The organism is Janthinobacterium sp. 13, assembly GCF_002749695.1.
In the GTDB taxonomy this organism is placed as follows: domain Bacteria; phylum Pseudomonadota; class Gammaproteobacteria; order Burkholderiales; family Burkholderiaceae_D; genus Janthinobacterium; species Janthinobacterium kumbetense.
Genome location: NZ_PEEQ01000001.1, coordinates 4,816,678 through 4,838,951, shown reverse-complemented (window position 1 = coordinate 4,838,951; position 22,274 = coordinate 4,816,678). Strand labels below are relative to the sequence as shown.

19 protein-coding genes are annotated in these 22,274 nt (G+C 63.3%); 1 reads left to right on the top strand and 18 read right to left on the bottom strand.

The annotated features are described in order from the left end of the window. Nucleotides 1–218: 218 nt before the first annotated feature. The 15 genes from rpoS to CLU94_RS21160 form a co-directional block, all read right to left on the bottom strand. Nucleotides 219–1,250 carry an RNA polymerase sigma factor RpoS gene (gene rpoS, locus CLU94_RS21230; RefSeq protein WP_077407335.1) on the bottom strand — a complete coding sequence of 344 codons (1,032 nt, stop codon included), beginning with the start codon at nt 1,248–1,250 and terminating at the stop codon, nt 219–221. 8 nt (nt 1,251–1,258) lie between these two features. Beyond that, nucleotides 1,259–2,176, bottom strand: coding sequence for a peptidoglycan DD-metalloendopeptidase family protein (locus CLU94_RS21225; protein WP_099667080.1), 918 nt, complete (start codon nt 2,174–2,176; stop codon nt 1,259–1,261). 42 nt (nt 2,177–2,218) lie between these two features. Continuing rightward, nucleotides 2,219–3,109, bottom strand: a complete 891-nt coding sequence (locus tag CLU94_RS21220; protein ID WP_099667079.1) for a protein-L-isoaspartate(D-aspartate) O-methyltransferase — start codon at nt 3,107–3,109, stop codon at nt 2,219–2,221. Nucleotides 3,110–3,131: 22 nt separating this feature from the next. Then, nucleotides 3,132–3,869, bottom strand: coding sequence for a 5'/3'-nucleotidase SurE (gene surE / locus CLU94_RS21215; RefSeq protein WP_034789072.1), 738 nt, complete (start codon nt 3,867–3,869; stop codon nt 3,132–3,134). Between the two features lie 94 nt (nt 3,870–3,963). Beyond that, nucleotides 3,964–6,444, bottom strand: coding sequence for a tetratricopeptide repeat protein (locus CLU94_RS21210; RefSeq protein WP_180278724.1), 2,481 nt, complete (start codon nt 6,442–6,444; stop codon nt 3,964–3,966). 19 nt (nt 6,445–6,463) lie between these two features. After that, nucleotides 6,464–7,069 carry a toll/interleukin-1 receptor domain-containing protein gene (locus CLU94_RS21205; RefSeq protein WP_035820738.1) on the bottom strand — a complete coding sequence of 202 codons (606 nt, stop codon included), beginning with the start codon at nt 7,067–7,069 and terminating at the stop codon, nt 6,464–6,466. A 283-nt stretch (nt 7,070–7,352) separates the two neighbouring features. Next, nucleotides 7,353–9,389: an ATP-dependent DNA helicase gene (locus tag CLU94_RS21200; RefSeq protein ID WP_373610259.1), complete on the bottom strand. Its 2,037-nt coding sequence runs from the start codon at nt 9,387–9,389 to the stop codon at nt 7,353–7,355. 61 nt (nt 9,390–9,450) lie between these two features. After that, on the bottom strand, nt 9,451–9,651 hold the full coding sequence (locus CLU94_RS21195) for a YdcH family protein (protein ID WP_034752051.1): 201 nt from the start codon (nt 9,649–9,651) through the stop codon (nt 9,451–9,453). 138 nt (nt 9,652–9,789) lie between these two features. Beyond that, nucleotides 9,790–10,515, bottom strand: coding sequence for a hypothetical protein (locus CLU94_RS21190; RefSeq protein WP_251350500.1), 726 nt, complete (start codon nt 10,513–10,515; stop codon nt 9,790–9,792). 19 nt (nt 10,516–10,534) lie between these two features. Then, entirely contained in the window at nt 10,535–11,632 is a 1,098-nt protein-coding gene (gene zapE / locus CLU94_RS21185) for a cell division protein ZapE (RefSeq protein WP_099667077.1), read from the bottom strand. A gap of 71 nt (nt 11,633–11,703) precedes the next feature. Continuing rightward, nucleotides 11,704–13,134, bottom strand: coding sequence for a dihydrolipoyl dehydrogenase (gene lpdA / locus CLU94_RS21180; RefSeq protein WP_034752057.1), 1,431 nt, complete (start codon nt 13,132–13,134; stop codon nt 11,704–11,706). Continuing rightward, on the bottom strand, nt 13,124–13,501 hold the full coding sequence (locus CLU94_RS21175; protein ID WP_077407361.1) for a PspC domain-containing protein: 378 nt from the start codon (nt 13,499–13,501) through the stop codon (nt 13,124–13,126). The genes lpdA and CLU94_RS21175 overlap by 11 nt, the downstream gene beginning before the upstream one ends. A 94-nt stretch (nt 13,502–13,595) precedes the next feature. After that, complete coding sequence (odhB, locus tag CLU94_RS21170; RefSeq protein ID WP_099667076.1) at nt 13,596–14,852, bottom strand: 2-oxoglutarate dehydrogenase complex dihydrolipoyllysine-residue succinyltransferase; 1,257 nt, start codon at nt 14,850–14,852, stop codon at nt 13,596–13,598. A gap of 117 nt (nt 14,853–14,969) precedes the next feature. Continuing rightward, entirely contained in the window at nt 14,970–17,822 is a 2,853-nt protein-coding gene (locus CLU94_RS21165; protein ID WP_099667075.1) for a 2-oxoglutarate dehydrogenase E1 component, read from the bottom strand. A gap of 257 nt (nt 17,823–18,079) precedes the next feature. Continuing rightward, entirely contained in the window at nt 18,080–19,054 is a 975-nt protein-coding gene (locus CLU94_RS21160; RefSeq protein WP_099667074.1) for a LysR family transcriptional regulator, read from the bottom strand. 116 nt (nt 19,055–19,170) lie between these two features. Here CLU94_RS21160 and CLU94_RS21155 point away from each other — a divergent pair, with 116 nt between their 5' ends. Continuing rightward, nucleotides 19,171–19,635 carry a hypothetical protein gene (locus CLU94_RS21155; RefSeq protein ID WP_099667073.1) on the top strand — a complete coding sequence of 155 codons (465 nt, stop codon included), beginning with the start codon at nt 19,171–19,173 and terminating at the stop codon, nt 19,633–19,635. Nucleotides 19,636–19,651: 16 nt separating this feature from the next. Here the strand turns inward: CLU94_RS21155 and CLU94_RS21150 are convergent, their stop codons facing one another. From CLU94_RS21150 to gltA, 3 genes are all read right to left on the bottom strand, one after another. Next, nucleotides 19,652–20,194 carry an NAD(P)H-dependent oxidoreductase gene (locus tag CLU94_RS21150; protein WP_099667072.1) on the bottom strand — a complete coding sequence of 181 codons (543 nt, stop codon included), beginning with the start codon at nt 20,192–20,194 and terminating at the stop codon, nt 19,652–19,654. Nucleotides 20,195–20,419: 225 nt separating this feature from the next. Continuing rightward, a complete protein-coding gene (locus tag CLU94_RS21145; RefSeq protein WP_099667071.1) occupies nt 20,420–20,761 on the bottom strand; it encodes a winged helix-turn-helix transcriptional regulator in 342 nt (113 codons plus the stop codon). 145 nt (nt 20,762–20,906) lie between these two features. Next, nucleotides 20,907–22,211: a citrate synthase gene (gltA, locus tag CLU94_RS21140; RefSeq protein ID WP_099667070.1), complete on the bottom strand. Its 1,305-nt coding sequence runs from the start codon at nt 22,209–22,211 to the stop codon at nt 20,907–20,909. Nucleotides 22,212–22,274 lie beyond the last annotated feature (63 nt).

The window sequence follows — 22,274 nt, the reverse complement described above, 5'->3', positions numbered from 1 at the left end:
GGCCAGGACGCAGGGCCGCGCTGGAACTTGAAAGAATGGGGGAAAGGTCAGGCGCCGCGAGCGGGGCGTATGATAGCAGATCGCGACAGGCAAAAGCCGCTCAAGCCCGCACCGGGCAGCAAGCCTGAGAAAATGCGCAGGGCAAGGCGCGTGGCCGAAGACAGTACGCCAGTACGGCGAGGCCATGCAACGCCGCCATGGGCGTTTTATCAGACTTGCTACAGCAGGGAGTCGCGCACGACGCCGCGTGCGGCCATCGCCCGTTTGAGCTTGATCAAGGCTTCCTGCTGGATCTGGCGCACCCGCTCGCGCGTCACGCCCATTTCCTCGGCCAGGGTTTCCAGGGTGGCAGGGTCGTCGTTGTCGAGGCCGAAACGGCGCATGATGACGACGCGCTGCTTGTCGGGCAGCTTGGTCAGCCAGTCGCGCACCAGCACCGTCATTTCATGGTGTTCCGCGCGCGCGTCGGGGCTGTCTTCGCTGGCGCCGGGCAACATGTCCATCAGCGACGATTGCGGGTCGTTGTCGAGCGGCGCGTCGAGCGAGGTGGCGTGCTCGGACAGGGCCAGGATATCCTGCACCTCTTCCACGGGACGGCCCACCAGGTGGGCGATGTCTTCCGCGGTGGCATCCTTGCCGTCGTGGTGCTGGGCTTCCAGGTGGTACTTGCCGCGCAGAATTTGATTCAGTTCGCGCACCATGTGCACGGGCAGGCGCACCGTGCGCGCCTGGTTCATGATGGCGCGCTCGATGCTCTGGCGTATCCACCAGGTGGCGTAGGTAGAGAAACGGAAACCGCGCTCGGGCTCGAACTTGTCGATGGCCCGCATCAGGCCGATGTTGCCTTCCTCTATCATGTCGAGCAAGACCACGCCGCGGTTGATGTAATGCTTGGCGATCGACACGACCAGGCGCAGGTTGTGCTCGATCATGGTTTGCCGGGCTTCGAAATTGCCCTGCTTGGCGAGGGTGGCGTAATGCACCTCTTGCGCCGCCGTCAGCAGGGGCCGCGTGCCGATCTGGTTCAGATAGTGCTGGGTGGTATCGGTCGACAACTCGGCCGCCAGCACTTTTTTCAATTCATCGACACTTTCGACCAGCACGCTGACGCTGGCCACCTCGCCGCCTTCGCCCGCGTCGACGGCATCGATGCCGTCAAGTTCGCCGGCATCGTCCGTCACGACTTCGTCTGCCCCGTCTTCCGGCAGTTCCGGGTCATCGTCCAGCTGGTCGTGCGGCGCGTGTGTCATTGCTTTACCTAACGGTTAGGCAGGAATTTCGAAGGGTCGACAGGCTTGCCCTGCTGGCGGATTTCAAAGTGCAGCTTCACGCGGTCGGCATCGGAATCGCCCATTTCGGCGATGGCCTGGCCTTTGTTGACGTTCTGCCCTTCCTTCACCAGGATGCTGCGGTTATGCGCATACGCCGACAATAAACTATTACTGTGCTTCACGATGACAAGATTACCATAACCACGGATTCCGCTCCCGGCATACATGACTTTTCCCGCGCCCGCGGCCACCACTTGCTGGCCCGCCTTGCCGGCGATATCGACGCCCTTGTTCTTGCCTTCGTCGAAAGTGCCGATGACCTTGCCTTCGGACGGCCACATCCAGCTGATCTTGTCGTCGCCAGGCGCCGATGCCGCAGGGGCTGCCGCGGCGGCGGCCGGTGCGGCGGCGACGGCTGCCGCCGGGGCTGGCGCAGGCTTGGCGTCGCCCGTGCCGCCATCGGCGCGCAATTCCGCCAGGGTGGCGTCGGAATACGCGCGCTTCTCGCCGCGCGGCCCCGTTTTCTTCGGCACGGCAGGCGCGGCCGGCTTGACTTCCGTCGCTGGCGGCATGACGATGGCCGACGTTTGCGCGCCGCCCGTGTCGCCATTCGGCGGCAACACGCGCAGCACCTGGTCGACCTTGATGTCGTTCGGGTTGCTCAAGTCATTCCAGGCCACCAGGTCGCGGTAATTCTGCCCGTGCTCGAGGGCGATGCGCAACAGGGTGTCGCCACGCTTGACCGTGTAATAGGCCGGGTCGCGGTCGCGCGGATCGCTGGCGGCGGCGCTGCTGCTCGAGGGGTGGCGCTCGACGACGGGCGCCTGGACGCCCGTCGTGCCGCAACCGCTCAACAGCGCGGCCAAGGTGATGCTACATAGAAGTATGTTACTTTTCTTAATCATTCGCATGTATTTATATGTCCTGCTTGCTAGCTGATCCGGGGATCATATGGTGCCCGGGCGCAAAGGTACGAAATGGCAATCTTCCAGGGTTTGGCTAGTCCATTCCATCTTCCCCACCCGGGTAATGAGTTGTAAGTGTTGCAATTTAGCCCCCACCGGCGCAACCAGACGCCCGCCGGGCGCCAGCTGTTCCAGCAGGGCTTGCGGGACTTCCAGGCCGGCTGCGGCAAGGATGATCCCGTCGAAGGGCGCCGCCTGCGGCAGGCCAAGCATACCATCTCCGTACTGCAAGCGCAGATTCGACACGCGCAGCGGGCGCAAATTGGCCTTCGCCAACTCGTGCAGGGGCCGGATGCGCTCGATCGAATACACCTCTTTCGCCACCAGCGACAGCACCGCCGCCTGGTAACCGCAGCCCGTGCCGATTTCCAGCACGCGCTGCAACACCCCGCCCTGGCGCATCACTTCGATCATGCGCGCCACGATGTACGGCTGCGAGATGGTCTGGTGGTGGCCGATGGGCAGCGAGGCGTCGATATACGCCTGCGACGCCAGCGCCTCGTCCATGAACATGTGGCGCGGCACGGCTTGCATGGCGTCCAGCACCACCTGGTCCTTGACGCCCTGTTTCGCGATGCGCGCCACCATGGCACGGCGCACGGCCTCCGAAACGAGCGGGTTTTGCCGCGGCGGCGACACCGCCGCCGGCTGCGCCCGCTCATTGGCGATGGCCTGGGCCCGCGACGGGGCGATGGCCGCGTGCGCGCCATACGGCTGCGCAACGCCGCGCGCCGCGCTCTGCGCCGCATTCTGCGTGGCCGTCTGCGGCGTGGCGATCCTGGACTGGGCCAGCGACTGCCCCCCGCCCTGCCTGGCGGGCTTGCCGGCCAGCGAATCGAGGGACAGGGGGAAGGTGCGCGGCTTATCGGTCATGGTTGTCGGTCATCGTGAGCGGTCATGCCAGGCCTTTTGCCAGTGCATCGAGTTGGGTGGTATGGGTCAGGTCGATCTGCAGCGGCGTGATCGACACTTGCCCATGTTCAACAGCATGGAAGTCCGTGCCCGGACCGCCTTCCTTGGCGGCGCCGGCGGGGCCGATCCAGAAGATTTCACGGCCGCGGGGGTCGAGCGCGCGGATCACGGGCTCGGCCGAATGGCGCTTGCCCAGGCGCGTGGCCACCACGCCTTGCATTTGCTCGTAAGGAATGGCGGGGATGTTCACGTTCAGCAGATATGGTTTCTGCAGGGCATCAAACTGGCGCTCGACGATTTCCCTCGCCACGCGGGCGGCCGCGTCCAGGTTGGCCCAGCCGAACTGCGACTGGGAAAAGGCGATGGCGGGAATGCCGAACAGATAGCCTTCCGTGGCGGCGGCCACGGTACCCGAATACAGGGTGTCGTCGCCCATGTTGGGGCCGTTGTTGATGCCGGAGACCACCAGGTCGGGGCGCTCGATCAGCATGCCCGTCAGCGCCACGTGCACGCAGTCGGTGGGCGTGCCGTTGACAAAATAAAAGCCGTTGGCGGCCTTGTGCACGGACAAGGGCCGGTCCAGGGACAGCGAATTGGACGCGCCCGAACGGTTGCTGTCGGGCGCCACCACGACGATGTCGGCAATAGGGGCGAGCGCGTCGGCCAGGGCCGCCAAGCCAGGCGCCAGGTAGCCGTCGTCGTTACTGATAAGAATTCTCATAACGAGATTTTACCTGAAGCAATGCCAACACTGCGCGTACCGCACGCCGATAGACAGCATTATTTGTGCCGCCGCGTGGACAGGGCGCGCAGCATCAGCGCTGCTCGATGCGCGCCTCGGACAAGGCCCCTTCCAGCGCCTGCACTTCATCCTCCTGCAAGGCCAGCAAGGCATTCAAATCGCCTTGCAATTTGTACATTCTTTTCAGCTGCGCCATGCCGCGCCGGCGCAGCTTGCCCGGCACGCCCGGACGCAGCAGGCAAGACTTCAAATGTTCGGCCAGTTCGCCCGCCTGCGCATACTGTTCGCGCTCGATCATGCCTTGCAGCATAGAGATCATGCTGGCCAGGGTCTCCGGCTCGGCCCCTTCGTGCCCGTTGGCGCGGCCGGCCAGGATGGTTTCCTGCAAATGCCGCGCGCCGTCCAGCACGCTGTCCGCATGTCCCGTGACGGGTGCGTTCAAGAGCCGGTCACTGCCGCTGAGCACGGCGTCTTCCAGCAGGCGCGCCGCCGCGCTGTCGCCCTGCTGCTGCAAGGTGCCGGCCAGTTGCGTCTTGCTGTGCAAGGTATCGAGGTGGTCTTCGCCCAGCAGGCGCGCATGCACTTCCAGCACCTGCTCCTGCACGCTGCGCGCCGCATCGAGTTCACCGCGCCGCAGCAGTGCCTCGGCCAGCTTGCGCTGGCTCATCAGGGTTTCCGGATGATCGAGCCCGTGCGTGCGCTCGCGCGCCGCCACCTGGTCTTCGTGCAACTGGCGCGCGCCGGCCCAGTCGCCCTGCCCGGCGACGATGTCGGCCAGCAAATCGCGCGTGGCCAGGGTGGCCGCATGGTCGCTGCCCAGGCGCCGCTCCTGCGCCTGCAGCACGGCAGCGAACAGGCGCCGCGCCCCTTCCAGGTCGCCTTCGCGCCCCAGCGCCTGCGCCAGGGCCAGCTTGCTGCGCAAGGTATCGCCATGCTCGGCGCCAAACAGGCGCTCGCGCGCCGCCACCACCGTGGCCAGCACTTGCTGCGCCTGCGCCAGCCGGCCCATGCGCAGCAAGGTGGCGGCGCGGCCATCCATCGCTTCCAGGGTCAGCGGATGCTCGCCGCCCAGCTGGCGCGCGTAGCTTGCCAGCACCGTATCCTGCAGCAGCAGCGCCGCCGCCAGTTCACCCTGCAGCAACAGGGTTTTCGCCAGGCAGGCCCGGGCGGCCAGGGTGTCGGGATGTTCGCTGCCCAGCACGCGTTCGCGCACGTCGAGCACGTCCTCTTCCAGGAAGCGGGCTTCCGCGAGCTTGCCCAGCTGGCGCAGCAGGCGCGCCATGCCGCTCTTGCACGCCAGGCTGTCGGGATGCTCCTCGCCCAGCAGGCGCACGCGGATCTCGACGCTTTGGCGGAAGGCATCGAGCGCCTGCCCGCTGCGCCCATCCTTGCGGTACAGCTCGCCCAGGCGCGCCAGGTCGCGCGCCAGCGGCAGGGCCACGGCGCGGCCCGGTTCGGCCTGCAAGGCCTGGCGCGCTTCGCTGATGGCGCCCAGCAAGGCGATTTCACGGCTCGATTGCCATGGGAAGTAGCCGCCCGTCAGCCAGTGCAAAAAGGCTTCGAAGGTGCGCGTGAGGGAAAAGCGGTCGCCGCCCTGATCGATGCGCACGGCCAATTGCTCGCCATAGGCAAAGGTTTTCGTCTGCTGCAGCTGGACTTCGTCGAAATAACTGTCAAGGGCGACCTGCGGCAAGCCGTAGGAAGTGCGCAGCAGGCGCTCGAACATGGGCTGGAAGCCGGCGATGCCCTTGTGCGCATCGCCGCGGCGCCACTCGGCGCGCTGCGCCCCGTCGCCCATTTCTATGCGCGAGGGCAAGGGGTACACGAGCAGCGGACGCTGCTCGTCTTCATGGCTGCGGCGATATTCGATGGCCCGCGTGACGAGCGCGTCGACGCCTTCCAGGCTTTGCCGGTTCGGCGTGAAGACCACCACCAGCTTTTTCGGCAGCAAGGTGGTGCAGATGCCGGCGCTGTCCGTGCGGCCCGTGCGCGAATCGACCAGCACGTAACGGAAATGCTGGGCCAGGGTGTCGGCGAAGCAGCGGAACAGGGCCGGGCAGCTGTCGAACAGCTGATCCCAGCGCATCTGCGCCAGGCGCTCGCTGTAGCTGGCGTCGAAGCGCCCCGCGCGCATCAGGTACAGCGGACTGCCCTGGTCGACGCGCACCACGTACTGCTGCCAGTCGATGGCGTCGAGCACGCGCTGGGCCAGCGCCGCGTCCTCGCGCCCCCCATCTTCCCGGCCCCTGGCCTGCCCGCCGGCGCGCGCGCCCGCCGTTTCCAGGCTGATGCGCTCGAGCTGCTGGCGGCACGCCTCGAAGAACTCGAGCACGCCCGGTCGCTCCTCGTGCTGTTCGAAATAATGGTGCAGGCCCGGCGCTTCCATGTCCCAGTCCAGCATCAGCACGGGCACGCTGGCGTTTTCGCGGCGCGCCAGCAGCACGGCGATGTTCGACAGGGCCATGGTGCGGCCGGTACCGCCCTTGTAGGAATAGAAGGTGACGACTTCGCCAGGGGCGCTCAAAGGCGGCAGGGAGAGGCGTTGGCATTCCATGACAGGACCTTTTACGTGATTAACGTGGAAAGTGGGGAGGCGGAATGGCGCGCCATTCCGGCGGAATAGCGGGCAACACGAAACGGCTGCAATCGTGGCCGGGCGGTGTTGACCGCTTGAGCAAGTGGTAATGCGTGGCGATGCGCTGCACGATGCGTTCGATGTCGGGCAGGTATTGCGGATTCGATTTCAGGTCGCCGCTGGCCAGGGTATAGCCGGAAAAATCCACGTACAGCCCCGATTCCGTGATTTGCGGCGGCAAGCCGTCCGGATGGCGCGTCATGATGATGGGAATGATCAGGTGGCTGGGCAAGTCGTACCAGGCGCGCCGCTCCTGCTCGATCAATTGCATGGCGGCAAATTCGCGCCGCGTGTAGCCGTGCGCTTCATATTTGGGCGTGTACAGCACGATCATGCACACGCTCTGGCACATGGCGCGCGCCACGCGCAAGTCGATATCGTCGCCGCCGCCCAGCTGTTCGCTGTCGATGAACAGGACTTCCTCGCGGTCCAGGTGCGGTTCCAGATAGCAAGCCAACGCCTCGATGAGGTCATTCTTGAACTTGTTCATGAACGCATATTGGCCGTGCGCGTAGCTCAAGAAACAGCCGTAGCGGATCTCCATGGCATCCCCCTGTTCCCCGTGCGGCCCTGCCATCGCCGCGCCTTGACCCTGCAAGGCATGAGCTCACTGTAGACCGCTCGGCAACAAGCCTGTTTGCGCTGGCGCAAAGATGTGTCTGGCGTCCTGGACATGAGGAAAAATGCCAGAAACTGGCGCGATCGCGCCGATTCCTGGCATGCCGGGCGCGCAAGCGGGCGCCGCGCGAAAAACGCCATGTGATTGATAACAAAGGGAAATACGCCGGCGCGCGGATGGCGCCGGCAGGCAGGACTTAGGCGAGGACTTAGGCGCCCCGGGCGGGCAGGTTGCGGAAGAACTCCACCACTTCGGCGGTGTCGCGCGTGCGCTTGAACGGCGGCAGGCTTTGCCAGATGCGCTTGCCGTACGGCTTGGAAATGAGGCGCGGATCGCAGATCATCAGCACGCCCCGATCGCCCTCGTCACGGATCAAGCGACCCGCGCCCTGCTTCAGGTTGATGATGGCTTCCGGCAGCGAATGGTGCATGAAGCCGTTCTTGCCCTGCTTTTCCATCACTTCGATGCGCGCAGCCAGCACCGGATCGTCGGGCGGCGCGAATGGCAGCTTGTCGATGATCACGAGCGACAGCGCGTTGCCGCGCACGTCGACGCCTTCCCAGAAACTCTGGCTGCCGATCAGCACGCCATTGCCGGCCGCGCGGAACTGGTCCAGCAATTCCGTACGGCCCTTTTCTCCCTGCACGAACAGGGGGAAGTTCAGGCCCCGCTGCTTGAATTCGTCGGCCAGGCGTTCTGCCGCGCGCTTGACGGCGCGCAAGGTGGTGCACAGGAAGAAAGTGCGCCCGCCCGCCGCCTCGATGATGGGCAAGGCGCAGTCGATGACGGCGTCCGTGTAGCCCAGCGAGTTCGGTTGCGGCAGGTTTTGCGGCACGAACAGCAAGCCTTGCTCGCCATAGTCGAACGGCGACGGCCACGTATGCGACGGTTCGCCCGTCAAACCCATCTGTTCAGAAAAATGCTTGAAGTCGTTTTTCACGGCCAGGGTGGCGGACGTGAAAATCCAGCTGCGCGGCGTGCCTTCGCGCTGGTTGTTGAAGATGGGCGCGATCGACAATGGCGTTTTATGCAATTGCAAAGAGCTGGAAAACGCTTCCACCCAGAACACGGCTTCTTCGCCGGCCGCCACTTTCGCCTTCGGATCGAACTTCCAGCCGCTCAGCTGCTGCGCCAGCTCGACGCCGCGCACGCGGCACTGCTCCAGGGTTTCCGCCCGTTCCGCCTGGGTTTCCAGCACGGCGACCATGCCATCGAGCTCGTCCTTGAGGGTGTCGAGCGCGGGGAAAAAGTCGCTCGACGGGACGATCTGCGGCAGGGACAGGCGCACGATATCCTGCGGGAAGGTCAGGCGCAGGTCGCGCGCCGCCTTTTCCACCACCGTGACGGTCTTGGCCCAGTCGATGCCGCGCGCATGCGCGAGGCCCTCGGCCAGCACGTCGCGGCACAGCTCCAGGATTTGCGACGTCGACACCGTATTGCCAAAAAACAAAGTGGCCGTATCGGGCAACTGGTGCGCCTCATCGAAGATGATGGTGTTGGCCGAGGGCAGCAATTCCGCCACGCCCGTATCCTTCAGGGCCACGTCGGCAAAGAACAAGTGATGGTTGACCACCACCACGTCGGCCTGCTGGGCTTCCTTGCGGGCCTTCATGACGAAGCAATCCTGGTAATACTGGCACTCGGCGCCCATGCAGGTGTCGCGCGTGGACGTCACCAGGTTCCAGATCATGGCGTTTTCCGGCACCTTGGTCAGCTCGGCCTTGTCGCCCGAGCTGGTCATCTTGATGAAGCGCGAGATTTCGCGCAGGTGGCCCACGTCGTCGCGCGACGTCATGCGCCCGTTTTGCAGGGTGCGTTCCAGGTGATAGTGGCAGACGTAGTTCGAGCGGCCCTTCAGCAAGGCGACGGACACGGGCGCCTGCAGCGCGGCGCGCACGGTGGGGATATCGCGCAGGAATAGCTGATCCTGCAAGTTTTTGGTACCGGTGGACACAATGGTCTTGCCGCCCCACATCAGGGCCGGCACCAGGTAGGCGAAGGTCTTGCCGGTGCCCGTGCCCGCCTCGGCGATCAGGGTCGTCTGGCTGTCGATGGCGCTGGCGATGGCTTTCGCCATTTCCGTTTGCGAACGGCGCGGCTTGTAGCTGCCCACGGCCGGACCGAGCGGGCCGCCGGCGCCAAACAGGCGCTCGATGTCGGCATCGTGCTTGCCAGGCGGCGCCTGGAGCTCGGCGGGCAGACTGGCTGGCAGATCGGCAGGCTGGCCATCTGGGCTTGCGGGCAATAAATTGTGATCGGTCAAAATATACTTAGGTGAAGGCTGGACTGGACGCTGCTGGCGCCCCTCAGGCGGGAACGTCGGGCACCAACTGCATTTTCAGCAAGGTGATGTGATCCTTCAATTGCAATTTGCGTTTTTTCAGGCGGCGCAGTTGCAGCTCGTCATGGTGGCCATCGAGTATCAGCAACTCGATGACGGCATCGAGGTCGCGGTGTTCCACGTTGAGTTCAATCAGGCGCCGCTCTATTTGCTGTGCATCGCTCATGTGTTGCGTTCCAGGCAGTGTTGGTAACGGTGTTGGGAAACCGGCGCGCGCAGCGTACGCAGGCAGCCAGTGGGCGTAGTTTAACCTGCCGCGCGGCTTAGGGCACGCCCTTTCCGGCCTCCCCCCTGCGCGGCAGTGTTATTTGGCCGGCGGCACAGGCACAGGTACAGCAACGGCCGGCGTGCTGGCAGCGGCGGCCGCCGCCTTGGCAGCCTTGGCCTGCGCCTCGGCCTGGCGCTCGGCCAGGCGTTGCGCCACCCGTTTCTGGCGCGCCACGGCGTCAGCCTGTTTTTTCGAATAGGCTGCTTCGCGGGCGGCGCGGCGCGGGGCCTCGGCAGCGTCGGCGGCGGCCTGTTTCGCCACCTTCGCCGCGTGCTCAGCCTCGCGCTCGGCCACGCTCTTGCCTTCCGGCTTGGGCGGCGCCGGCTCGGGCGCGACCACTTTCACGGGCTTGGGCAAGGCCGCGGCACGCTGTTCGGCGTCCAGGCGCGCACTTTCCTGCGTCCGGGCCAGGTCGATATCGCGCAAACGCACGGACTCGGCGCGCTTGAAGTAATTCGCTTCCGCTTCGACGGCGCGCAGGCGCACGAGGATCAGGCGGCGCTTTTCCTTGGCCTTGTCCAGGCAGTTATTCACGAAAAACTTGTCGTAGCACTCCAGTTCGCGCGTGGCAAACTCGTTTTCCGCTGCCGCGCGCTCGCTGGCGACCAGCTTCAGCTTGGCGTCCGCCTCGTCCACCGACAAGGTGGCGGGCACCTGCGGCGCGCCGACCTCATCCAACGCCGCGGCACCCTGGTGCGCGCAGGCGGACAACGCCAGGACCAGGCCCAGCGCCGCACCCAGCTTGTATAGTGTATTTGCCATCATGTTCCTTATCCCTGCCTCAAACGATCGCGTCGGCCGCGCCGCGCTGTTCTTTTTCCATGTATTCGCGCGATTGCATCTCGATGATACGCGAAACGGTGCGGTGAAACTCGTTGGCCAGCATGCCGTTCGTGTACAGCTCATCAGGCGCCACTTCGGCCGACATGATCAGCTTGACCTTCTGGTCATAAAACACGTCGATCAGCCAGGTAAAGCGGCGCGCTTCGGACGACTGCGCCGCCGACATGGCCGGTATGCCGGACAATATCACCGTATGGAAGCGGCTGGCGATTTCCAGGTAATCATTTTGCGAGCGGGGACCGCCGCACAGGGTGGCGAAATCGAACCAGATGATGCCGCCGGCGCGGCGCAGGCAATGGATTTCGCGGCTCTCGATGCGGATGCGCGCGTCTTCGTCGGCCGTCTCGGCGATGCGCGTGTAAGCGTCGCGCAGAGCCTTGTCGGTCTCGGCGCCGAGCGGCGTGTAGTAACTTTCCACCTGCTCCAGCGCGCGGCCGCGGTAATCGACGCCCGCGTCGACGTTCATCACGTCGAGCTTGTCTTTCAGCAGCGCGATGGTCGGCAGCATGCGGTCGCGGTGCAAGCCGTCCGGATACAGCAGGTCCGGATCGTAATTCGAGGTCATGATGAAGGACACGCCGTTGGCGAACAGGGCCGACAGCAGGTTGTACAGGATCATCGCGTCGGCGATGTCGGAGACGTGGAATTCATCGAAACAGATCAAACGGTACTTCTTGGCGATGCGCTTGGCCACCTCGTCGAGCGGGTCGGCCACGCCTTTCAATTCATCGAGCTGCTGGTGCACGCCGCGCATGAATTCGTGGAAGTGCAGGCGCGTCTTGCGCACCAGGGGCACGACCGAGTAAAAACTGTCCATCAGGAACGATTTGCCGCGCCCCACCCCACCCCACATGTACACGCCTTTCGGCACGGCAGGACGGTTCAGCAGGCGCTTGAAGGTGCTCGAGCGCTGGCCCTTGTAGGCCACCCACTCGTCATAGCACAGCTGCAGGCGGTCGACCGCGCGCCGCTGGGCGGCATCGGCCTTGAAATCACGCTTCTGCAGCGCGTGCTGGTAAAACTCTTCTACGTTCATGGGATTCGCTTTAACGCACAGGGGCGCCGGCGGAAAAAAATCCGCGAGCGCCCCCGTAGGACTAACTACAATTAAAAGTTCAACGTGCGCTTGTCAACCGCCAGAGCCGCTTCCTTGGTCGCTTCCGACAGGGATGGGTGAGCGTGGCAAATGCGCGCGATGTCTTCGGCCGAGGCCTTGAATTCCATCGCCACGACGGCTTCGGAAATCAGTTCGGACGCCATTGGGCCGACGATGTGCACGCCGAGGATTTCATCGGTCGTCGCATCGGCCAGGAATTTCACCATGCCCGAGGTGTCGCCCAGCGCGCGCGCACGGCCGTTGGCCATGAACGGGAAGGTACCGGCCTTGTAGGCGATGCCTTCGGCCTTCAGGGTTTGCTCGGTCTTGCCGACCCACGCGATTTCCGGCGAGGTGTAGATCACCCAGGGAATCGTGTTGAAGTTGGTGTGACCGTGCTGGCCAGCGATACGCTCGGCCACGGCAACGCCTTCTTCTTCCGCCTTGTGCGCCAGCATCGGGCCGCGCACGACGTCGCCCACTGCCCACACGTTCGGCAGGTTGGTCTTGCAGTCGCCGTCGACGGCGATGAAGCCGCGCTCGTCCAGCTGCAGGCCGACCTTGTCGGCACCCAGGCCATTCGTGTTCGGCGTACGGCCGATCGAGATGATCAGCTTGTCGAACACGGCTTTTTGCGCTTCGCCCTTGGCGTCCACGAATTCCACGGTGACGTCTTTCTTGCCTGGCGTGATCGCACCGATCTTGCAACCGAGGTTGATCTTCAAGCCTTGCTTGGTGAACAGCTTCGACGCTTCCTTGGCGATCTGCTCGTCCACGGCGCCCAGGAAGACCGGCAGGCCTTCCAGCACGGTGACGTCGGAACCCAGGCGGCGCCAGACGCTGCCCATTTCCAGGCCGATCACGCCGGCACCGATGACGCCCAGCTTGGCTGGTACGGCGTCGATGGCCAGTGCGCCCGTGTTCGACAAGATCAGTTTCTCGTCGAAGGGTGCGCCCGGCAGTTCGCGCGCGTTCGAACCCGTGGCGATGACCACGTGCTTGGCCGTCAGGGTTTCGTTGGCTTCGCCCGTCACGCTGATGTCATACGTGCCAGCGGCGGCGGCAGCGAAAGCGGCACGGCCGTGGAAGAAGGCGATCTTGTTCTTCTTGAACAGGTACAGGATGCCGTCGTTGTTTTGCTTGACGACGGTGTCTTTGCGCTTGAGCATCTGGCCCAGGTTCAGCTTCAGGCCGGCGACGTCGATGCCGTGCTCGGCGAAGCTGTGGCCCGCGTGTTCGAAATGCTCGGACGATTGCAGCAGCGCTTTCGACGGGATACAGCCGACGTTGGTGCAGGTACCGCCAGGCGCGGCGCCGCCCTTGGCGTTCGACCACTCGTCGACGCAAGCGACGGAAAAGCCCAGCTGCGCTGCGCGGATGGCGGCGATGTAGCCGCCAGGGCCCGCACCGATGACAACTACGTCAAATTGTTTAGTACTCATGTTTTGTTATTCCAATCTCTTCGTCTGGTACGAAAATCCACAATAGAAGGTAAATCACCACGCCGAAGCCGAAGGTCAATGTAAACAGGACGAAGACGAGGCGCCAGATCCACGCTTCCATGCCGGAAGCGCGACCCAGGCCGCCGCACACGCCGCCGAGCCAGCGGTCGTTGCGCGACCGGCGCAGGCGGTTGAATTCCTGCACCAGGTCGTTCGCGGGGCCGGAAGCGGCGCCGGACGCGTTGTCCGGCTTGTCCAGGTTGATATTGCTCAGGAGCTTGGCTTTCGCTTGCGCGAATTCCGCGTCGCTCAGGGCACCTGCCAGGTGCAACTCGTGCAGACGCTTGATTTCTTCAGAGACGTTCATGGGAATCCTCTTTCATTGAGATCAGCCAGCTGCGTCTTCTGGCAAGGGGTATCAGCTACATTGCCCCGGCGGCTACGCCGGGGGACTACAGTGCTTACAGGTCCAGCAGCAGGCGTGCAGGATCTTCCAGCGCTTCTTTCATCGCCACCAGGCCCAGGACGGCTTCGCGGCCGTCGATGATGCGGTGGTCGTAGGACATGGCCAGGTAGTTCATCGGACGTACCACGATCTGGCCGTTTTCGACAACCGCGCGGTCCTTGGTCGCATGCACGCCCAGGATGGCCGATTGCGGCGGGTTGATGATCGGGGTCGACAGCATGGAGCCGAAGGTGCCGCCGTTCGAGATCGAGAACGTGCCGCCCGTCAGGTCGTCCAGGGTAAGCTTGCCTTCCTTGGCTTTCGCGCCGAATTCACCGATTTTTTTCTCGATGTCGGCGATCGACAGCTGGTCCGCGTTGCGGATGATAGGCACGACCAGGCCGCGTGGCGAACCGACGGCGATACCGATGTCGAAGTAGCCGTGGTAGACGATGTCGTTGCCGTCAACGGAAGCATTGATGATCGGGTATTTTTTCAGGGCGGCGACGGCGGCCTTGACGAAGAAGGACATGAAACCCAGCTTGACGCCGTGCTCTTTCTCGAACTTGTCCTTGTACTTGTTGCGCAGGTCGATGACCGGCTGCATGTTCACTTCATTGAACGTGGTCAGGATGGCGTTCGTCGATTGCGATTGCAGCAGGCGCTCGGCGATACGTGCGCGCAGGCGGCTCATCGGCACGCGCTCTTCAGGGCGGTCGCCCAGGCTGGCGGCCGACGGCGTGGCAACTTGTTGCAGCGCTGGCTTGGCAGCGGCTGGCGCCAGCGGCGCGACAGCTGGCTTGGCGGAAGCGGCCAGGGCGTCGCCCTTGGTCACGCGGCCATCCTTGCCCGAACCGGCGACGTCGCCAGCGGACAGGCCTTTTTCGGACAGGATCTTGGCGGCGGCAGGCATGGCGACATCGCCTTTGGTCGCAGCGGCTGGCGCGGACGCGGTAGCGGCGTCTTGTGCGGCAGCAGCCAGGGCTGGTGCAGGCACGGCCGACACTTCCATCGGGCTGACCTTGGCCGAGCCGTCGGTGTCGATGATGGCGATGACTTCGCCGGCGACGACGGTAGCGCCGTCAGCCTTGATAATTTGAACGATCACGCCAGCGGCTGGCGCCGGCAGTTCCAGCACCACTTTATCGGTTTCGATATCGATCATGTTTTCGTCGCGCGCAACTGTTTCGCCGACTTTCTTGTGCCATGCCAGCAGGGTCGCTTCTGCAACCGATTCCGACAACTGGGGAACTTTGACTTCGATTTGTGCCATGTAAAACTCCGTTTATTTTGTTATTGCGGCGCCGCCCCTGCGTAGCAAGGGCGGCGCTCCGTCACGATGTATGCGAACAGGCGCCATGCATACGCACGGCACCCGTCATCCTGCCACTTACTTGGTCAGGATAAAACCCTTCAGCTTCGAGAATGCCGTTTCCAGCAGATCTTTTTGCTGGGCGTAGTGCTTGTCATAGTAACCGACAGCAGGCGACGCCGAAGCAGGACGGCCGGCGTAAGCCAGACGCTGACCCGATTCCAGGCCTTCGAAGATGTTGTGCTGGATCTGGAACCAGGCGCCCTGGTTTTGCGGCTCGTCCTGCGCCCAGACGACTTCGACCAGGTTCGGGAACTTCTTCAGTTCAGCAGCGAACGACTTGTGCGGGAACGGATACAGCTGTTCCAGGCGCACGATGGCCGTGTCGGTCTGGCCGCGGGTCTTGCGTGCGTTGACCAGGTCGTAGTAGACCTTGCCCGAGCAGGCGACCACGCGCTTGACTTTCTTGACGTCGATTTTGTCGTCGACTTCGCCGATGACGGTCTGGAAACCACCCTTGGCCAGGTCGGTCAGCGGCGAACCGGCATCCTTGTTGCGCAACAGCGACTTCGGCGTCAGGATGACCAGCGGCTTGCGGAACTGACGGACCATCTGGCGGCGCAGCAAATGGAAGATCTGCGAAGCCGTCGTCGGCTGCACCACTTGCATGTTGTTGTCTGCGCACAGCTGCAGGAAGCGTTCCGGACGCGCGGACGAGTGCTCAGGACCCTGGCCTTCGTAACCGTGCGGCAGCATCATGACCAGGCCGGAAGCGCGGCCCCACTTCACTTCGCCGGAGCTGATGAATTGGTCGATCACCACTTGCGCGCCGTTGGCGAAGTCGCCGAACTGGGCTTCCCAGATCGTCAGGGTGTTCGGTTCAGCAGTCGAGTAGCCGTATTCGAAGGCCAGTACGGCTTCTTCGGACAGCACCGAGTCGATGACGGTGAACGGCGCCTGGTTGTCCGACACGTTTTGCAGCGGAATGTAGGTACCTGCATCCCAACGCTCGCGGTTCTGGTCATGCAGGACGGCGTGGCGGTGCACGAAGGTGCCGCGGCCGGCGTCCTGGCCCGTCAGGCGGATGGCGTAGCCGGACGATACCAGCGATGCGTAGGCCAGGTGTTCGCCCATGCCCCAGTCGAGGTTCATTTCGCCACGGCCCATGGTGCCGCGGTCGCCCAGTACTTTTTCAACCAGCGAGTGGACCTTGAAGTCTTCCGGCACGGTGGTGATGCGGGTAGCCAGGCGTTTCAGTTCCGTCATCGGCACGGCGGTGTCGGCCGAATCGGTCCATTTCTTGTTCAGGAACGGCAGCCAGTCGACGGCGTACTTGTTCTTGAAGTTCGAGATGACCGGATCGACGGTATGCTTGCCGGCGTCCATGGCGTCGCGGAAAGCGGCCACCATCTTGTCGCCGCCATCGGCAGGGATCACGCCTTGCGCTACCAGCTTGTCCGCGTACAGCTTGCGGGTGCCTGGATGCTGGCCGATCTTCTTGTACATCAGTGGCTGCGTCAGTGCCGGCGTATCCTGCTCGTTGTGGCCCAGCTTGCGGTAGCAGATGATGTCGAGGACGATGTCCTTCTTGAATTCCATGCGGTAGTCGAGCGCGATCTGCGTCGCCAGCACCACGGCTTCCGGATCATCGGCGTTGATGTGCAGGACCGGTGCTTCGATCATCTTGACGACGTCCGAGCAGTACAGGGTCGAGCGGGCATCGCGCGGATCCGAGGTGGTGAAACCGATCTGGTTGTTGATCACGATATGCACCGTGCCGCCGGTATGGTAGCCACGGGTTTGCGCCAGATTCAGCGTTTCCATGACCACGCCCTGGCCGGCGAAAGCGGCATCGCCGTGCACCAGGATAGGCAGCACTTGCGCGCCCTGCGCGTCGCCGCGGCGATCCATGCGGGCCTTGACGGAACCTTCGACCACAGGGTTGACGATTTCCAGGTGCGACGGGTTGAACGCCAGCGACAGGTGGACCGGGCCGCCTGCGGTGGAGATGTCGGACGAGAAGCCTTGATGGTATTTCACGTCGCCGGCAGGCAGGTCGTCGCCATGCTTGCCTTCGAATTCTTCGAACAGTTCCTGCGGCGCCTTGCCCAGGGTGTTCACCAGCACGTTCAGGCGGCCGCGGTGGGCCATGCCGATCACGATTTCCTGCACGCCTTTTTCGCCGGCGCGCTGGATGGTTTCATCCATCGAGGCGATGAAGGTTTCGCCGCCTTCCAGGGAGAAGCGCTTCTGGCCCACGTAGCGGGTGTGCAGATAGCGTTCCAGGCCTTCAGCCGCGGTCAGGCGGTCGAGGATGTGGATTTTTTTCTCTGGGGTGAAATTCGGGGTGGAGCGGATCGCTTCCAGTTTCTCTTGCAGCCAGCGCTTTTCGGCCGGGTCGGAGATGTACATGAATTCGGCACCGATCGAGCGCGTGTAGGTATCGCGCAGATAGTTCAGCAGATCGCGCAGGGTGGCGGTCTCGGGGCCAAAATAGGTATTGCTGATGTTGAACACGGTGTCCATGTCCGCATCGGTGAAACCGTAGAAGCTCGGCTCGAGCTCAGGGATCATCGGACGTTCCTGGCGTTGCAGCGGATCCAGGTTGGCCCAGTGCGAACCAAGGTAGCGGTAAGCGGCGATCAGCTGCGTGGCGGCGACGCGCTTGCGGCCCATTTCAGCATCGAAGGAAGCAGTCACTGTGCGGATCGGACCAGCTTTTGCGCGCTCGGCGAACGAGGCGACGACGGAGGCATGCGCCACGTCAGGCTTGTTGGTGCCATCGACGGCAGGCACGTGCTGCATTGCGTCGAAGTAGGAACGCCAGTTATCGGGTACCGAGCCTGGGTTGTTCAGATACGCCTCGTACAGGTCTTCCACGTACGGAGCATTCCCACCGAACAGGTAGGAGTTGGTCGTTAATTGCTGCATATATTGCTCACCTTTCTTCGCGCTTCGCGAGGAATTAGCGGGTTAATCTAACCTTCCGCGACACGGCCTGACCGGTTAGCGGATTGCACATCAAGTTGTGGGGAAGGGCTTTTTTATTGCACCAGCATTCTGCATACCGTCATTTAGAATAGCACGCGGTATTGTAACGCAACAACCGCTAGTTGAATTTTATTTGGCAAGCAAATGTAAGCTGTGTTGTTGATTTTCCCGGGCTTGCAAGCCTGTCACTGTTGCGCTTACAGCACATCGGCAGCCCTGCCGGCGTGCCGCTTGCGTCCAACTGGTCTGCCCGGCAACGGCGCCGCCGCGATGGCCGCCAGCCAATCGGGATCGCCGGCAAACCACTCCACCAGGAAGTCAAGCATGGTGCGCAGCAGGGGCGACATGTGCTGCCGCGAGGTGTAGATGCCGTAGATGCCCATGTCCTGCGGCTGGTACGCGGGCAGGAGTTCCACCAGCTGCCCGCTGGCGATCAGCGGCGCGGCCGAATAGCGCGGCTGCATGGCGATGCCCGCCCCCGCCACCGTGGCCACCAGCAGGACCAGCGACTCATTCGCCGACAGGCGGCCGCTGACGGGGACAGTGAGCGCTTCCCCGTCGTGCGTGAACTGCCACAGGCTCTTGCCGAAATACGTGTAGGTCAGGCAGTTGTGCAGGGCCAGGTCTTCCGCCCGGCGCGGCGTGCCGTGCGCCGCCAGGTACGATGGTGCGGCGCACACCACCGAAGCGCAGCTGGCCAGCTGGCGCGCGATCAGGTTCGGCTCGAGCGCGTTCGTGATGCGGATCGCCAGGTCGATGCGCTGCTCCACCAGGTTGACGGCGCGGTTCTCCATCTGCAGGTCGACGGCAGCGCGGGGGTAGCGCCGCAGGTAAGCGGTCACTGCGCCGGCCAGCGCCGTCTGCGCCAGCGATTGCGAGCAGGTGATGCGCAGCAAGCCGTGTGGCGTGTCGAAGCCCTCGGGCGAGGTGACGGCCATGGCGCCGGCCACTTCCAGCATCTGCCGGCAGCGCGCCAAGGTGGCCTCGCCCGCATCCGTCAGGCTCAAACGGCGCGTGGTGCGATGCAGCAAGCGCGCCCCCGCCCACTGCTCCATCTCGGCCAGGTAGCGCGTCACCATGGCGCGCGACATGTCGAGCGTGTCGCTGGCGGCCACCATGCTGCCACGCTCGGCGATGGCGACGAATACTTGTGCGGCGGTGATGCGGTCCATGCGGGTACTCCCTTGATTCATCCGATTCATGCAACTAAGTATTGCAATCTACCCTATTTCCCGTGCCTGGTCGAAAGGATAATATGCGAGAGAGTATCTAATATTGAAAGAATAATATGCTTGCACGCGCCGCCCTCCCCTTTCACCCCTACCGCACGCTGGAGACCTTCCAGTTGGATGTGCTGGGCCGCGCACCGTCCACCTCGCTGCTGCTGAGCGGCGTGGCGGATGCCATCCTCGTCAATACCCAGTTCCTGCGCGACGATGCGGCGCAGTTAGCGCACACCATCGCCGCCAGCGGCAAGCGCCTGACCACCATCTATATCAGCGCGGCCGAACCGCAAGCCTATTTCGGTCTGGGCGTGCTGCAGCAAGCTTTTCCGCAAGCCCATATCCTCGCCAGCGGCGCCACGGTCGAGGCGATACGCCGCCAGGCCGGCGCCAGGGTCGCCCACTGGGGTGGCATCCTCAAGCACAATGCGCCGCACCGCATCGTCCTGCCGCAACCCTATGAGGGCGACAGCCTGCAGCTGGAGGGCCTGCAGGTCGCCCTGCATCTGCTGGAAGCGGCCTTGAACTGAGGCTGGACCAGCGCTCTTACAAGGCGGCCAGGAAGCGCTCATACTCTTGCGCGCTGCGCGCCAGCCGCCCGGCATAACCCGCTTCCTTCGGCCCGTCTTCCGCACCATAGAAGGCAAAGAAGCGACGGTTGTCGGCGCCGATATACGCCAGGGTGACATCGAACGGCGCCAGCAGCTGCGCCAGGGTGACCTTCCACTTGCCTTCCGGCGTGAAGTCTTCCTGGCGGATGCCTGCCGTGACGGCCAGCGCCACCTTGCGGCCCTTGAAGGCGTCGCCGCCCGTGCCATAGGCCCAGCCATACGCCAGCACCTCATCGAGCCAGCGCTTCAGCAAGGGCGGACAGTTGAACCAGTACACGGGGAACTGCAAGACCACATTGGCGTGCGCCTCCACCAGCGCCTGCTCGCGCGCCACATCGATATTTCCATCCGGATAAGCCCGGTGCACATCGTGGAGGGTGTAGCGCTCGGGATGCTGCGCCAGCTCCTGCAGCCAGCGCTTGTTGGCGACCGATGTGTCGATCGAGGGATGGAAGACGATAACGAGGGTTTTCTTCATGCTGCTTTCCTGAATATGGGATGGATGCACCGGACGCGCATGCACAGAAAAGCAGGCAAGCCGGTACCCTGCCCCAAGGCGCGCAGCACATGGCCGCGCGCCCGCAAGGGCAAAAACAGCATAACCATGTCGAGTACTTTTCACAAGTACGCACATTGACTACCCATACAGTATAAAAAGTAAGTTACTTGACTGCAGAAATCCCCTTTGCCAGGCGTATCCGGATCAGGCAGGCTGGTGCCGTTCACCCCATTCGCACAAGGTATGCAGCACGGGGATCAGCGAGGCACCCTTGCTTGAGAGGGAATATTCCACCTTGGGCGGCACTTGCGGATATTCCTTGCGCACGATCAGCGCATCGGCTTCGAGTTCCTTCAGGACCACGCTGAGGGTCTTGAAGGCAATGCCGCCGAGGTGCCGCTTGAGTTCGTTATGCCGCAGCACGGTGTTTTCCGCCAGCGCATACAGGATCAGCATCTTGTACTTGCCGCCGATCAGCGACAAGGTGTAGCCAAATGCCGTATCGCCCAGGGCCACGCCGCTGGGGGCGCATGTTTCGTCATTCATCGCGTTATGTTTTCTGTTGAAGCCAGGCCTGAGCATACCAGCCCGGCTTGCGGCCGGCGGTGCGGACAGGCATAAAAAAAGCGAGCCGCGAGGCTCGCTTTTGTGCGCCGGGCCGCAAGGCCCGGCAAGAACAATACGCGGTAACTTAAGCGCGCTTGTCCAGTGGCAGCACTTCGCGCGTGGTCGAACCGACGAACAGCTGGCGCGGACGGCCGATTTTTTGCTCTGGGTCGGCGATCATTTCGTTCCACTGGGCGATCCAGCCGATCGTACGGGCCATAGCGAAGATACCGGTGAACAGCGACACGGGGATGCCCAGCGCCGATTGCACGATGCCCGAGTAGAAGTCGACGTTCGGGTACAGTTTGCGCGACACGAAGTATTCGTCGTTCAGTGCAATCTTTTCCAGTTCCATCGCCAGCTTGAACAGCGGATCGTCTTGCAGACCCAGTTCTTGCAGCACTTCGTAGCAGGTTTCACGCATCAGCTTGGCGCGTGGATCGAAGTTCTTGTACACGCGGTGGCCAAAGCCCATCAGCTTGACGCCGGAGTTCTTGTCCTTGACTTGCGCGATGAAGGCAGGGATGTTCTCGACGGTGCCGATTTCTTTCAGCATGTTCAGTGCCGCTTCATTGGCGCCGCCGTGGGCAGGGCCCCACAGGCAGGCGATACCGGCAGCGATACAGGCGAACGGGTTGGCGCCCGACGAACCGGCCAGACGGACGGTCGAGGTCGATGCGTTTTGCTCGTGGTCCGCGTGCAGGATCAGGATGCGGTCCAGGGCGCGCACCAGCACGTCGTTGACCTTGTACTCTTCGCACGGGTTGGCGAACATCATGTGCATGAAGTTGGCGCTGTACGACAGGTCGTTGCGTGGGTACACGAACGGCTGGCCGACCGAGTACTTGTAGGTCATGGCGACCAGGGTTGGCATCTTGGCGATCAGGCGGATGGCCGACACTTCGCGGTGACGCGGGTCGTTGATGTCCAGCGAATCATGGTAGAACGATGCCAGCGCGCCGACGGTGCCCACCAGGACCGACATCGGATGCGCGTCGCGGCGGAAGCCACGGAAGAAGAATTGCATCTGTTCGTGCACCATCGTGTGCTTGGTGACGGTGTCGACGAACTTGGCTTTTTGCGCCGCGTTCGGCAGTTCGCCGTTCAGCAGCAGGTAGCACGATTCCATGAAGTCGGCGTTGACGGCCAACTGTTCGATCGGGTAACCACGGTACAGCAGCTCGCCCTTGTCGCCGTCGATGTAGGTGATCGACGAGTTGCAGGCGGCCGTCGACATAAAGCCTGGGTCGTAGGTGAACTTGCCGCTACCGGCGTACAGTTTGCGGATGTCGATGACGTCCGGGCCAACCGTGCCTTTGTAGATTGGAAATTCAAGCGATGGGCTGCCATCGGAGAACGACAGGGTAGCTTTTGTGTCAGAGATATTCATGGGCTCTTCCTTCTCGGGAGTGAGTCGAAATTAAAATCAAAAATTCTGGCTGCAATTCGCACC